Genomic DNA, 13,565 nt, shown 5'->3' with positions numbered 1-13,565 from the left:
CGGTTGTTCAACTGGTTCGCGCATATATGGACCACTGGTCACCTCCCTCGGTGACAAGCGATCCAGGACCTGGGCCAACGGTCGTTCCCAGTGTGCTCCTGGTGCACAACCGGACGTCAGCCCGCGATGCGCTGATCAGGTGGTAGGCCGTGGTGGGCTGAAAGCGCGATCGAATTGCACCACTGGCCCTGAGATCGGCTGGGTTGCGTGCGCATCGGCAACCGAGGACGGTCCTCGCCGCGGGGTCAGCGACCGATCTCGTCGTGCAGCTTGCGGATGAGCGGCGAGAGCCTCGGCTTGATGCGCCGGCTCAGCACGACCTCCGTGGAGATCCGCTCGACGCCCTCCACGGCGATGATCTGCTGCAGAACCTCCTCCAGCCCCGCGTTGTCCTTGGCGACGACCCGGCACAGCAGGTCCGCGTCACCGGCGACCGCGTTCGCCTCGACGACCTCCGGTATCCGGCCGAGGCCGTCGAGCGCGCGATCCAGCTTGCCCTGCGCGAGATTGAGCCGGACGTAGGCCAGGCCCTGGTAGCCCAGCGCGGCCGGGTCGAACTGCGGTTGCCAGCTGATCAGGACGCCGAGGCGCTGCAGCTTGTCCACTCTGGACTGCACCGTTGCCCGGGCGACGCCGAGCCGGCGGGCGTACTCGCGGACACCGGCCCGGGGCTCCTCGGCGATCAGCCGGAGCACGGCCATGTCCAACGGCTCGAAGGGGGACATGCGGGCTCCTCCTGGGCGAGTGATCCGGCCATCGAACGACGGTGCAGAGCGCGGTCGATCCGTTGTACCAGATGGTCACCCGCGGCATCGTGGAGTGACCAGGAAGTACCCGGAACACCGACGAGCTGAGCCAGGATCCCGGGCCGCACCGGCACTCGCCACCTCGTCGGCGCGGCGAGCAGCAGGTCTTCGGTGATCGGTCAGGCGCTGCGGGCCAGCAGGGTTTCGGCGCGGAGGGCGATTTCCATCGTGAGCCGGTCTTCGGGGTCGTTGAGGCGGTCGCCGAAGAGCTGCTCCAGCTTGTTCATGCGGTAGCGGACGGTCTGCGGGTGCACCCCCAGCCGTTCCGCGAGTTCCCTCGCGCTGCCGCGCGATTGGAGCCAGACCAGCAGCGTTTCGCTCAACCTCGCCCGCTGCTTGACCGTGAGCTCGTCGAGCGGAGCCAGGCAATGGGCCCCGATCTGGCGGACCAGGTACTCGTCGCTGAGCAGCCACAGCGAGGTGAGGTGTTCGGCGCAGCGGGTCAGCGGGCGGTCCGGCAGGACTCCGCGCTGCACCAGGTCGATGGCTTGACGCGCCCAGCGCAGCGAGCGGGCAGCATCGCCGAGCCGGACCTTCGGTCCGATCGCGGCGCGCCTCCCGCCGAGCTCGGCCGCGAGCTCCTCCGGGTCGGCCGGTTCGCCGGGCACGAGCATGTACGGCGCGCCGCCGTCGACGTTGGACAGCACCTCGCCGAAGGGCTGCGCGGGGTCCTGCTCCCACTCGTCGGAACCGGCTTCCAAGGCGATCAGGGTGACCCATTCGGGAACGTCCCAGCGGGCGCTGTCGGCGAGGTCCCCGATCGCCTGCGGTGACGCCGGCGGGTCGGCCAGCAGCAGTTCCAGAAGTCGTCGCCTGCGCCGGGCCAGCGTTCCCACCTCGCGCTCCTGGGCGGTGGTGTAACCCTGGATCGACAGCGCGGACAGGTCGTCGACGTAGGCGAAGATCGCCTCAGCGCACAGGCACAGCATGTCGACGGGGACGTCGAGACGCTTGCCGAACTCCGCGAAGTGCCGCCAGGCGACCCGGCCGCCCACCCGGTAGGCGGTCTGCAGGCTCTCCAGGCCACGACCCGCGGCGAACTCCAGCTTGCCCAGCAGGCGGAAGTACTCCGACCAGCTGTCGACTCCGTCTTCTCCGTCGTCGCGAATGTTGTTGAGCGGCTGGAGGATCGCGTGCTCGATTCCGCGCGTGAAGTACACGCCGAAGGCGGTGTCCAAGGGTTGTGCGTACTCCGGGACCACGCCCTGGATCTCGCGCACGATCGCCTTGGCCAGCGGAGCGACGTAGGGCCGGAACCCTTCGCCGATCTCCTTCGGCAGCGCGGTGAACAGCGTTCTAGCACGGCCCTTCTCGGCGATCCCCGTCTTCATCTCGTTGTGCGAAGCCGGAATCAGACGCCGGGAATCCGTCCGCTGGCCGGCGCCGCTGAACGGACTCCTCCCGCGCGACCCCCCTTCCCGGACAGCTCCGGACCCGACGTCGATCGGCATATCTCTCCCCCAAGCGCAGCTAATCGGGGCTCAACGCGTGTCATTCGATAACGCGTTCGCAATCATGAGAACATATGGACGACAGCTGGAACTGTCAACGCATCACCCTTCCGGTTTGCGTCCGCACATGCCGCTTTCGGCTATTCGGGTGGCGATTCTTTTGGCCGGTGCTAATTTTGCGGATTCCACTTGTGCAGAAGATGACAAAACCCGCTCGCACACCGCGCCGGCACCACCGGGCTCCTACTTAAGCATCATGACCAGGGCTTTGCGAAGAAGCTTCACATCACCGTTTTTCCCAGTTTTCCAGGGCGGAAGCGGCGGGGGAATTTATTCAAAGCGACTAATCGGTCCGTTTTGACGAATTCCCGTCGGGCCCGTATCCGATTCCACCGGGCGAGGAATTCAACCCGAGAGCCGGGGCGAGCACCGGCCACGCGGCCCGCAGTTCCCGCTGCCAGTAGGGCCAATCGTGCGTTCCGGTGCCGTAGAAGTGCGCGGTCACCGCAATTCCCTCGGCCGCCAGCCGATCGGTGAAGCTCTTCGACGTGGCCAGCGACGCCGCCTCCAGGGGGTCCGCCTGCCCCGGCGGATCCAGCGGCCCCGTCAGCCCGTTGCCGGAGGAGACGTGCACACCGATGCCGCGCAGTTCCGCCACGTGGTCGAACGGGTTGTGCTCCGACCAGATCCGGCGGTTGATCACCTCGTCTCCCCACAGCGCCAGCGGATTCAATCCCTCGCGCACCAGCAGCCCCTTGATCACCGCGGGCGCACCGGGGTTGAGCGTGTTCGGGATTCCGCTGAGCGACGCTGCGGCGCCGAACATCCCCCGATGCCGGAAGGCGTAGGCCAGGGCGCCGTACCCGCCCATCGACACGCCGGCCACCGCCCGGGCGGTGCCCGCGCGGTAGCGCCGCTCCAGGATCTGGCGCAGCTCGGTGACGTGGAAGGTCTCCCAGTCCGGGCTCCCGTGCTCGCCGAAGTTCCACCACGGCGAGTACATCCCGGCCGGGCCACCGCTGGGCATGACGACCAGCACGTCCTTCTCGACGGTGTAGTCCTCGACGTCGGTGAACCACGTCCACGCCTGGTAGTCGGCCGTCTCGCAGCAACCGTGCAGCAAGAACAGCACCGGCCAGGTCCGGTGCGGCTGCGCCGCCCACCGGGTGGGAAGCAGCAGCCGGACCATCGCCGTCGCACCGAGCGCCGGCGAGGCGATCTCCAGGTCGATCGTGCGCCGGTCCACCACGGACTCCCGGACGACCCGGGCTCCGTCGTCCGCCGAGGTCGCGGGAAGCGCCGACGCGGTCGTGCCCGTCGCCACCGCCAGGGCCGAGACGACGAGCACCGCCAGCACCCGCACCAACCGGCTCACAGCGGGATGTTCCCGTGCTTCTTGGCGGGCAACGACTGCCGCTTGTTTCGCAAGAACCGGAATGACCGCGCAACGTGGAACCGGGTCCGAGAGGGCTGGACGACCATGTCGACGTGTCCGCGCTCGGCCGCCCGGTAGGGGTTGGCGAACGCCTCCGCGTACTCGCCGGTGAGCTGCTCGTGCAGGGCGCCGCGCTGATCGTCCTCGGCCTCCCCCAACTGCTTCCGGTGCAGGATCGCCGCAGCACCGCGCGCTCCCATCACCGCGATCTCCGCGGTCGGCCAGGCGATGTTGACGTCGGCGCCCAGGTGCTTGGACCCCATCACCGCGTAACCGCCTCCGTAGGCCTTGCGCACCACCACGGTCACCTTCGGCACCGTCGCTTCCGCGTAGGCGTAGATGAGCTTCGCCCCGCGCCGGATGATCCCGCTGCGCTCCTGGGCCACGCTGGGCAGGTACCCGGGCACGTCGGCCAAGGTGAGCAGCGGGATGTTGAACGCGTCGCAGAACCGCACGAACCGCGCCGCCTTCTCGGAGGCGTCGATGTCGATCACCCCGGCCAGCCGCGTCGGCTGGTTGGCCACCACGCCGACGGTGCTGCCCTCGATCCGCGCGAACGCGCAGATCATGTTCGGTGCGAACCGGGAGTGCGATTCCAGGAACTCCCCGTCGTCGACGATGCGCTCGATGACCTCGTACATGTCGTAGCCCTGGTGCTCGGAGTCGGGCACGATGCGGTCGAGCTCCACGTCCTGGTGCGGCGGCTCCTCCGGTTCGTAGGTCGGTGCCGGCTCCAGGTTGTTGGCCGGCAGGTAGCCGAGCAGCGTCCGCACCCACGAGAAGGCGTCCTCCTCGTCGGAGGCCACGTAGTGCGCGTTGCCGGAGACCTCGCCGTTGGTGCGCGGGCCGCCCAGCTCGTCCAGGTCCGGCCGCTCGCCCGACACCGCCTGCACGACGTCCGGGCCGGTGACGAACATGTGCGAGGTGTTCTCGACCATGACCGTGAAGTCTGTGATGGCCGGTGAGTACACCGCGCCACCAGCGCACGGTCCGGTGATCATCGACAGCTGGGGCACCACTCCCGAGGCGTGGGTGTTGAGCCTGCCCAGCTCGGCGTAGTACGCCAGCGACTCGACGCCTTCCTGGATCCGGGCGCCTCCCGAGTCGTTGATGCCCACGACCGGGCACCCCATGCTCATCGCCAGCTCCATCACCTTGAGCACCTTGCGCCCGAAGGTCTCCCCCATGCTCCCGCCGAAGACCGTGAAGTCCTGCGAGAACACGCACACCGGGCGACCGTCGACGGTGCCGTGCCCGGTGACCACGCCGTCTCCGAAGGGCCGGCTGCGGTCCATCCCGAAGTCGGTGCAGCGGTGCCGGGCGAACTCGTCGAGCTCCACGAACGAATCGGCGTCGAGCAGCAGGTCGATCCGTTCCCGGGCGGTGAGCTTGTTCTTGGCGTGCTGGCGGTCCCGCGCGCGCTTCTCGGCCGCCTCCGTGACCTCCTCGTGGCGAGCGGCCAGATCGGCTATCCGATCCGCGGTGGTCGTGCGGTCGACAGGCGCTTCGAACATGCCAGTTCTCCCTCCAGGTGGTGCGCGATCACCGAGACGTGCGGCGGGTCGATCATCGAGACGTGGTCGCCCGGCACCCGCACGATGCGCAGGTCGGAGCAGAACTCGTCCCATCCCAGCGACTCATCGGTGCGCAGGTAGCGCGGGTCCAGCGAGGTCGTCAGCGGATGCGGTTCGCTGGAGCGGAACAGCACCACCCGCCCCGGGTAGGGGCGCGGCCGGTAGCGCTCGGCGATCCGGGCGTCCACGTAGGACGTGTACTGGTGGTGCAGCACTGCTTCGCCCATGTCCGGGACCCGCTCGGCGATGCGGTCCATGACGAAGCGGATCTGCTCGTCCTCCGAGAGCCCGCCCAGCTCCTCGACGCGGATGCCGAGGCTGGTCCCGTAGGTCTGCTCGACGTAGTCGACGAACTTGCCGTACCGGTCCAGCAGCAAGTCCGCCTGCGTCTTCTCCGGCGCGGGCAGCGGCAGGATGCTGTCGATCATGGCCACGAACTCGACCTGATCGCCGAGCTCGGTGAGCCTGCGGGCGACCTCGTAGGCCAGGCAGCCGCCGAACGACCAGCCGGCGAGCCGGTACGGTCCGCCCGGCTGGATCTCGCGCAGCATCCCGATGTACCGCTCGGCGATGTCCTCCACCGAACTCGCCTCGTCCAGCCGCTCGAAGCCGTAGCAGGGCTGCTGGTCGTCGAGCAGGTCCACCAGCGGCCGGTAGACGCCGGTGGATCCACCGGCCGGGTGGAACAGCAGCAGCGGCGTGCGGTCGCCGCGGTCGCGCAGCGCCAGCACCGGTTCCGCGGCCGCTTCGACCAACGGCCGCAGCAGGTCGGCCATCGCGGCGACGGTCGGCCTCGCGAACAGCTCCGCGCGACCGGGCGCCCCCGGGTGCTGATCGAGGACGCGGTCGTGCACCTGCAGAGAGGAGGCGTCGTCACCGCCGAGGGCGAAGAAGTCGTCGTGCACGTCGAGGGTGTCGACGCCGAGCGCCTCGCGCCACACCGTCGCGACCCACCGCTCGACCTGCTCGCGGGGTTCGAGCACCGACCGCACCGGCTCGCCCTCCTCGGGTTCCTCCACCGGTCGCAATCCGAGCTCGGCGGCCACGTGAGCGGCCACCTCGGTCAGGCTCGCTCCGCGCAGCAGCATGGGGATCGGGACCGTCATGCCGAAGTCGCGCTCGAACGCGGTTCTGGCGCGCATCGCCATCAGCGAGTCCAGGCCGAGCCGGGTCAGCGGTGCGGCGGTGTCGATGTCGGCCTCCGCCAAGCCCGTGAGAGCACGGATGCGACCGCGCAGGGCGTCGAGGATCGTGCGGTGGGCCTGCCCGGGTTCCATCCCGCGCAGCGCTTCGACATCGGGACCGGCCTCGTCGTCCTCCGCTCCGTCCGCGGCGTTCACGACCTCCGCGGCGAGTTCGCCGAACATCGGCCGCCGCGCCAGTTCCGGGAACAGCGCCAGCGTGCCCGCGATGTCCAGGCGCGTGATCCCCGTCGCGGACCGACCGCTGGTCAGCACCGCTTCCAGCGCCTCCACGCCCTCGGCCGGGGTGAGCGGCCGCAGCACGGCCGAGTCGCGGCCGACCGCACCACCGAGCTCGTCCCACGGTCCCCAGTTGATGGTCGCCGCGGGCAGTCCCCGGTTGCGGCGCCACTGGACGAAGGCGTCCAGCCAGGCGTTGGCCGTGGCATACGCGGTCTGGCCGGGCGAGCCGAACAACGCGGCCGCGGAGGAGAACACCAGCCACCAGTCCAGCTCCAGACCGGCTGTGGCCTCGTGGAGCCTGTTCGCCCCGACGACCTTCGGCCGCCACACGCGGGCGAGGTCGGACTCGGTCAGGGTGCTGACCGTGGCGTCGGCCAGCACTCCCGCCGCGTGCAGCACACCCCGCACCGGCACGCCGTCGGCTCCGGCCTCGCCGACGAGCTGCTCGGCCACGCCGTCCTCGGCGATGTCGCCGAGGACGACCCGCACCTCGGTCCCCCTGCCGCGCATCTCCGCGAACACGCCCTCGGCCTCCGCCGACGGGGCGCTCCGCCCGCAGAGCACGACTCGGCTCGCGCCTCCCTCGGACAACCAGCGCGCGACGAGCAGGCCCAGTCCGCCGAGCCCTCCGGTGATCGCGTAGGCGCCGTCGCGCACCGCCGGAACCGCTGCGGCTTCGGGGATTTCGGCCCGCACGAGGCGAGCGGCGTAGCGGATTCCCTCCCGCCAGGCGATCTCGTCGTCCGGCGAACCGGCGTCGAGCTCGGACATCAGCGAGGCGGAGCCGGCCTGGTCCAGGTCGAGGTGCGTGACGTGCAGCTCCGGGTGCTCGAAGGCCAGCACCCGAACGAGGCCCCGCAGGAACGCCGCACCGGGGGCTCCGGGCTCGCCGTCGCGCACCGCGATCGCGTCCTGGGTGACCAGCCACAACCTGCCCTCGGCGGCGGTCAGCTCGTTCGCCGCCGTAACGGCGTTGAACAGCAGCCGCCGGGAGTGCTCCGAGGACTCGTAATGCTCGGAGGATCCCGCCACCAGCAGCACGCCCGCCAGGGGCGCGTCGGGAACCGCGTTGGCCTTCGCCTCACCCAGGCTCTCGATGTCCGATGTGGACAGTATCAGCGGATGGTCACCGCACGCGGCGATCTCAGCCGCCAGCCTGGAGACCTCCGGTCCTGCCGTGCCGTCGGCGAGCAGCAACCAGCTCCGGCAGGGCCGGTCCCGCCGTAGCTCCGGTGGGTCCGTGGTCTGCCAGCGGAGCTCGAAGCTCTTGTCCTCCAGAGGAACCGGGATCGGCGTCCGCAACCGGCGCAGGTAGACCTCGGCGATCTCGACGACCACCCGCCCGCCGGGATCCACGAGCTGCACGGTGCCGACGAGCCCGTCCCCCTGCTCGTCGGCGGGGTCGAGCACCGCATCGCAGCGCACCCCGTCGGACGGGTCGCCGAACACCCGCACCGAACCGATCGACATCGGCAGGTAGAGCGCCTGCTGCTCGGCGACCCGGTCCGCCGCTGCCGCCGCCAGGGTGTGCAGGCAGGCGTCCGCCAAGGCGGGGTGCAGGAAGCAGCGCCTGCTCGGCGGTGCCGCGGAGGGCAACGCGATGCTCGCCGAGGCCCGGCCCGGTGCCGCCCGCACGGTGCGCAGGCCCCGGAACGCAGGGCCGTAGCGCTGGCCGATCGCGGCGAGCTCGCGGTAGACGTCGAGCGGGCGCGCCCCGGCGGTCTCGTCGGTGACCTCGTCGAGGGGCACCGGGTCGGGCCGGCCGGGGGACTCGGCCCGCACCGTCGCCACCGCGTGACGGTTCCAGCGACCTGCGGCGGACTTGGCGTGCACGCCCACCTGAGCGGAGTCGGGGCCGGTCTTGCGCAGCGAGGTGTGCACGGTGGTGCCGCTGGTCAGCGGCAGCGGCTCGCGCAGCTCCAGATCCCGGACCCGCAGCGGCCGCTCGGTTCCGAACGCCACGCGCGCGGCGGACAGCGCCGCCTCCAGGTACGCCGTCGCGGGCAGCACCGGGACGTCGTGGACCACGTGGTCGGCCAGCCACGGCTGCACGTCGGTGCCGACCTCGGCTCGCCACACGTGGTGGTCGCTGTCCGGGATCTCGATGTGCGTTCCCAGCAGCGGGTGCTCGCCGGGCACCGCGCGGCGTGCGCGCCGGACCCAGTGCGCCTGGTGCTCCCAGACCGGTCCCGGGAGATCGACCACCGGGGCCTGCGGATACCGGCGCGCCAGCGCGGTCGGGTGCCCGGCCACGTGCAGCGCGGCCAGCCCCTGCAGCAGGCTGATCTGGTCGTCGGCGTCGCGGATCAGCGTCGGGATCGCCGAGACGTGGTCGATCCCAGCCGCTCGGGCGGTGCCTTCCACGGCGAACCGCGCGAGGGGGTGCGGGGAGATCTCCAGGAAGCTGCGGTGACCGTCGGCCATCGCCGCGGCCAGGGCCTGGGTGAAGCGCACCGGACGCCGCAGGTTGCGCGCCCAGTAGTGCTCGTCGAACTCGGGAACCGCGGTGACGTCGTCGAGAACGGTGCTGTAGCAGGTGATCTCGGGTTTCGCGGGGTCGAGGTCGCCGAGGCCGACGACGAACTCGTCCAGGACCGGATCCACGGCCGGTGAGTGCCCGGCTCCCCGGACGTCGAGCGTGCGGGCCATCCGGCCCATCCCTTCCACCCGCTCGACCAGGTCGTCGACCTGCCTCGCGTCGCCGGTGACGGTGCACTGGGTCGGCGAGGCGTGCACCGCGATGGACACGTCGGGGTAGTCCTGTTCGAGTTCTCCGAACTCAGCGGTGGAGAGCTCGACGGCCGCCATCCTGCCCGCGCCGCTGGAGTCGATGTCGCCCAGCAGCCGGGAGCGGAGGGTCATCACCCGCAGGCCGTCGGCGACCGGCAGCGCACCGGCGACCACGGCCGCGGCGACCTCGCCCATCGAGTGACCGACGATCGCAGCGGGCTCGACCCCGTGCGCTCGCCAGGTCTCCCCCAACGCCACCTGCATCCCGAACAGGACCTGCTGCCGCGCAGCCAGATCCGGCGCCGGGACCTCTCCCCGGAGCACGGCGCGGAGCGAGAACTCGCACTGCGCGGCGAAGATCGGGTCCAGCTCGTCCACCGCGGAGCTGAACGCGGGTTCGGTCTCCAGCAGTCGTCGCCCCATCCCCGGCCACTGAGAGCCGTACCCGGAGAACACGAACACGACGCCAGGATCACCGGTTTCACCGACGAAGGACCCCTCGTCCGGGCGCGCCTGGGCGACCTCCCGCAGCCGCCCGGCCAGTCCCTCGTGGTCGCCGGCGACCACGGCGGCGCGATGTGCGAGGTGGTCCCGCCGGGTGGCCAGCGCCGCGGCCACATCGCCGAGCCGGGTGTCGTCGTCGATCCAGTCGGCGAGGTCGGCGGCACGACGGCGCAGCGCCGACGGGGTGCGCGCGGAGAGGGCGAACACGTGCGGGACGCCGCCAGGGTCCGGATCGGGTTCGGCGTCCGGCCACTCCTCCAGCACGACGTGGGCGTTCGTGCCGCCGAAGCCGAACGCCGACACGCCCGCTCTGGCGATCCCGGAGTAGCGCGGCCATCGCGCACCGGTGCCTGCCACGCGCAAGGCCTCGGCGTCGAAGTCGATGTGCGGGCTGGGTTCGTCGAGGTGCAGGCTCGGCGGGATCCGCCTGTGGACCATCGCCAGCACCACCTTGATCAGCCCGATGAGCCCGGCGGCGCCCTCCAGGTGCCCGAGGTTGCTCTTGACCGAGCCGAGCAGCAGCGGCCGGCCGGCGGAGCGCGCACCACCGAGCACCGCACCGAGCGCTTCCGCCTCGATCGGATCGCCCAGGGGCGTTCCCGTCCCGTGCGCCTCCACGTAGTCCACTGCGGACGGATCGAGGTCGGCGTCGTCGTACGCATCGCGCAGCAGCGCCCGCTGCGCGTCGGGGTTCGGGGCGACGATCCCGTTGGAACGGCCGTCGGAGTTGGTCGCAGTGCCGCGCACGAGCGCGAGCACCCGGTCGCCGTCCCGGCGGGCGTCGGTGAGGCGCTTGACGAGCACGACACCGCACCCCTCCCCCCGCACGATGCCGTCGGCGGAGGCGGCGAAGGGCTTGCAGCGCCCGTCCGGGGAGAGCACGCCCGCGCGGTGGAAGTTCGCGGTGATCCCGGGTGACAGCATCAGGTTCACCCCACCGACGAGCGCCAGGTCGGTCTCCCCGGCGCGCAGGCTCGCCGCCGCCTGGTGCACGGCGACCAGCGACGACGAGCACGCCGAATCGGTGGTGAGACTCGGGCCGCGCAGGTCCAGCAGGTAGGACAGGCGGTTCGCGGTGATCGCCGCGGCGGCTCCGGTGCCCGTCCAGGCGTCGACCGCGTCGAGCTCACCCATGGTCAACGATCCGTACTCGCTGGAGGACAGCCCGACGAACACGCCAGTCCGGCTGCCGCGCAACGACTTCGGCGGAATCCCCGCGTGCTCCAGCGCCTGCCAGGTCACCTCCAGCAGGACGCGCTGCTGCGGGTCCATCGCCGCGGCCTCGACCGGGGTGATGCCGAAGAAGCCGGCGTCGAAACCGGCGACGTCGTCCATGAATCCGCCGCGCCGGGGGAGGTCGTGCCAGTCCTCGGCCGGCGCGAAGTCGGCCCAGCGCCCCTCGGGCAGGTCCCGGATCGCCTCCCGCCCGCCGTCGAGGAGCCGCCAGAAGTCCTGCGGTGAGTTCACTCCCCCGGGCAACCGGCAGCCGAGCCCGACGATCGCGATCGGCTCGTCGCGACGGGTCCGCGGCCGCGGGATCTCGATCTCCTCGTCGTCGTCCCCGTCGCCGGACAGCCGCACCGCCAGGGCCGCGATCGTCGGGTTCTGCCACACCAGCGTGGGCGACAGCCGCCTGCCGAGCCGCTGCCCCAGCTCCGCTGCGAGCTCGACCGCGTCCCGGGAGGACAAGCCGAACTCGTGCAACGGCCGGTCCGCGTCGACCCGGTCGGCGGGCAGGCCGCTCGCGTGCGCGATCCGCTCGACCAGCCATCCCCGGATCTCGGCTTCGCTCATCGTGTTTCGGGCGTTCATCACGAGCTCCCTCGCAGAGTTCCGGTGAGGTAGTGCTGGCGCGCCGCCGAGCGCGAGATCTTGCCGCTGGAGGTGCGCGGCACCTCACCGGGAGCGAGGACGACGAGCTCGCGCACGTTGAGCCCGTGCCTGCCGGTGACCGCGCTGCGCACGGCGTGGCGCAAATCGTCGAGGTCCACCTCGTGCTCGGCGAGCCGGCTGGCGCGTTCCACGGCCACCACGGCCGACTCCCCGTCGTCGGTGGGCACCGCGAACGCCGCCACCGAGTGCCTGCGGACGGCCGGGTGCGCCTGCTCGACGGTCTCCTCCACGTCCTGCGGGTAGTGGTTGCGCCCGTCGACGATGATCAGGTCCTTGATCCGCCCGGTCACGTACAGCTCGTCCTGGTGGATCACACCGAGGTCCCCGGTGCGCAGCCAGTGCCCGGCGCCCTCCGTCGCGGGGACGAACGTGCAGGCCGATTCCTGTTGCCTGCGCCAGTAACCGCGTCCCACGTTGGCGCCGGAGACCCAGATCTCGCCCACCTGGTCCTGCGGGAGGTCCTGCTCGGTGTGCTGGTCGACGATGCGCACCAGCTGATCCACCGGATGCCCGCACGAGACCAGCGTGCTGACGTCCTCACCCGTCGCCGGCACCGCTCGACCCGCCGCCAGCTGCTCGCGGTCGAGGTGCACGCGCCGCGGAGCGGCCCCGGCCGGGCTCGCCGTGACCAGCACGGTGGCTTCGGCGAGACCGTAGGAGCTGCGGTGCACCCGGGCTTGGAGCCCGCACTCGGCGAAAGCCCCGTGGAAGCGGTCGATCGCGCCCGCCTGCACGGGTTCGCTGCCGTCGATCAGCGCGCGCACGTGCTCCAGGCGCAACCGCACCTTGTCGGTGTCCTCGACCCGTGCCGCGCAGTAGGCGTAGGCGAAGTTGGGCGCCGCGCTGATCGCTCCCGGGTTCGCCGAGAGGGCGTGCAACCACCGGACGGGCCGCTCGATGAACGCCACGGGGTCGATGAGCACCGAACGGGTTCCGGCGACCAGCGGGGCGGCGAGCGCCAGCATCAAGCCCATGTCGTGGAACAGAGGCAGCCAGCTCACCGTGGGAGTGCGCCCGGCGACCGCCTCGTAGGCCGACATCGCCTGCGCCGCGTTGGCCACCACGTTGCCGTGCGTGATCATCACACCGGTCGGGGCCTTGGTGGAACCCGAGGTGTACTGCAGGTAGGCCAGCTCGTCCGGGCGCTGCTCGACGGGGTCCCAGTCGTCGGCGGCGGCATCGGGCACCTCGTCGACCGCGACCACCTCGGGACCGCCGAGTTCGCGTGCGCGCAGGAACTCCCGCACCGGGTCGAGCTTGTCTGCGACGGTGAGCACCACGCTCGGCTCGCAGTCGGCGAGGACCCCGGCCAGCCGCTCGGCGTGCCCCGGCAGGTCCGGTGCGAACAACGGCACCGCGACCAGCCCGGCCCGGCAGGCACCGAGGAAGGCCACGAGGTAGTCGACCCGCTGCGGCACCAGCACCGCCACCCGGTCTCCCCCGGACGCGAGTCGTTGCAGCGCACCTGCCACGGCGCTCGCCCGGCGGTCGAGCTCGGCCCACGTCAGGGACACGGCCAAGCCGTCCGGGCTCTCGCCGTAGTCGAGGTGCGTGACCGCCAGGCGGTCGCTCATCTCCTGCCCGCACCGCGCCAGCAACGCGGACAGCGACGCCCCTTCGACGTCTCGGAGCCACGAAGCGGGCGCGTCGGAAATGACCTCAGCAGTCGTTCGCATGATTCTCCCAGCGGTTTTGCGGAATTGCGGATCCGGACCGGAATGGACCCGGATCGCATTCGACGGAAATAA

6 protein-coding genes are annotated in these 13,565 nt (G+C 71.2%); all 6 read right to left on the bottom strand.

Annotated features, from left to right (window positions below; translation table 11 throughout):
- Positions 1-245: 245 nt before the first annotated feature.
- A complete protein-coding gene (locus FHU35_RS10780; RefSeq protein ID WP_145738363.1) occupies positions 246-725 on the bottom strand; it encodes an Lrp/AsnC family transcriptional regulator in 480 nt (159 codons plus the stop codon).
- 200 nt (positions 726-925) lie between these two features.
- Positions 926-2,137 (bottom strand): PucR-like N-terminal domain-containing protein, encoded by a 1,212-nt coding sequence (locus FHU35_RS10775; protein ID WP_145738362.1) that lies wholly within the window; start codon positions 2,135-2,137, stop codon positions 926-928.
- 463 nt (positions 2,138-2,600) lie between these two features.
- The gene (locus tag FHU35_RS10770) at positions 2,601-3,632 is read right to left on the bottom strand and encodes an alpha/beta hydrolase (RefSeq protein WP_246110226.1); all 1,032 of its coding nucleotides are present in this window, start codon (positions 3,630-3,632) and stop codon (positions 2,601-2,603) included.
- A complete protein-coding gene (locus FHU35_RS10765) occupies positions 3,629-5,206 on the bottom strand; it encodes an acyl-CoA carboxylase subunit beta (protein ID WP_145738361.1) in 1,578 nt (525 codons plus the stop codon). The genes FHU35_RS10770 and FHU35_RS10765 overlap by 4 nt, the downstream gene beginning before the upstream one ends.
- Positions 5,161-11,736 (bottom strand): type I polyketide synthase, encoded by a 6,576-nt coding sequence (locus FHU35_RS10760; protein ID WP_145738360.1) that lies wholly within the window; start codon positions 11,734-11,736, stop codon positions 5,161-5,163. The genes FHU35_RS10765 and FHU35_RS10760 overlap by 46 nt, the downstream gene beginning before the upstream one ends.
- Positions 11,736-13,493, bottom strand: a complete 1,758-nt coding sequence (locus tag FHU35_RS10755) for a fatty acyl-AMP ligase (RefSeq protein ID WP_145738359.1) — start codon at positions 13,491-13,493, stop codon at positions 11,736-11,738. Before FHU35_RS10755 ends, FHU35_RS10760 begins: the two co-directional genes overlap by 1 nt.
- Positions 13,494-13,565: the final 72 nt, after the last annotated feature.

This window comes from Saccharopolyspora dendranthemae (assembly GCF_007829955.1).
Classification (GTDB): domain Bacteria; phylum Actinomycetota; class Actinomycetes; order Mycobacteriales; family Pseudonocardiaceae; genus Saccharopolyspora; species Saccharopolyspora dendranthemae.
This window is presented reverse-complemented; position numbering and strand designations above follow the sequence as displayed.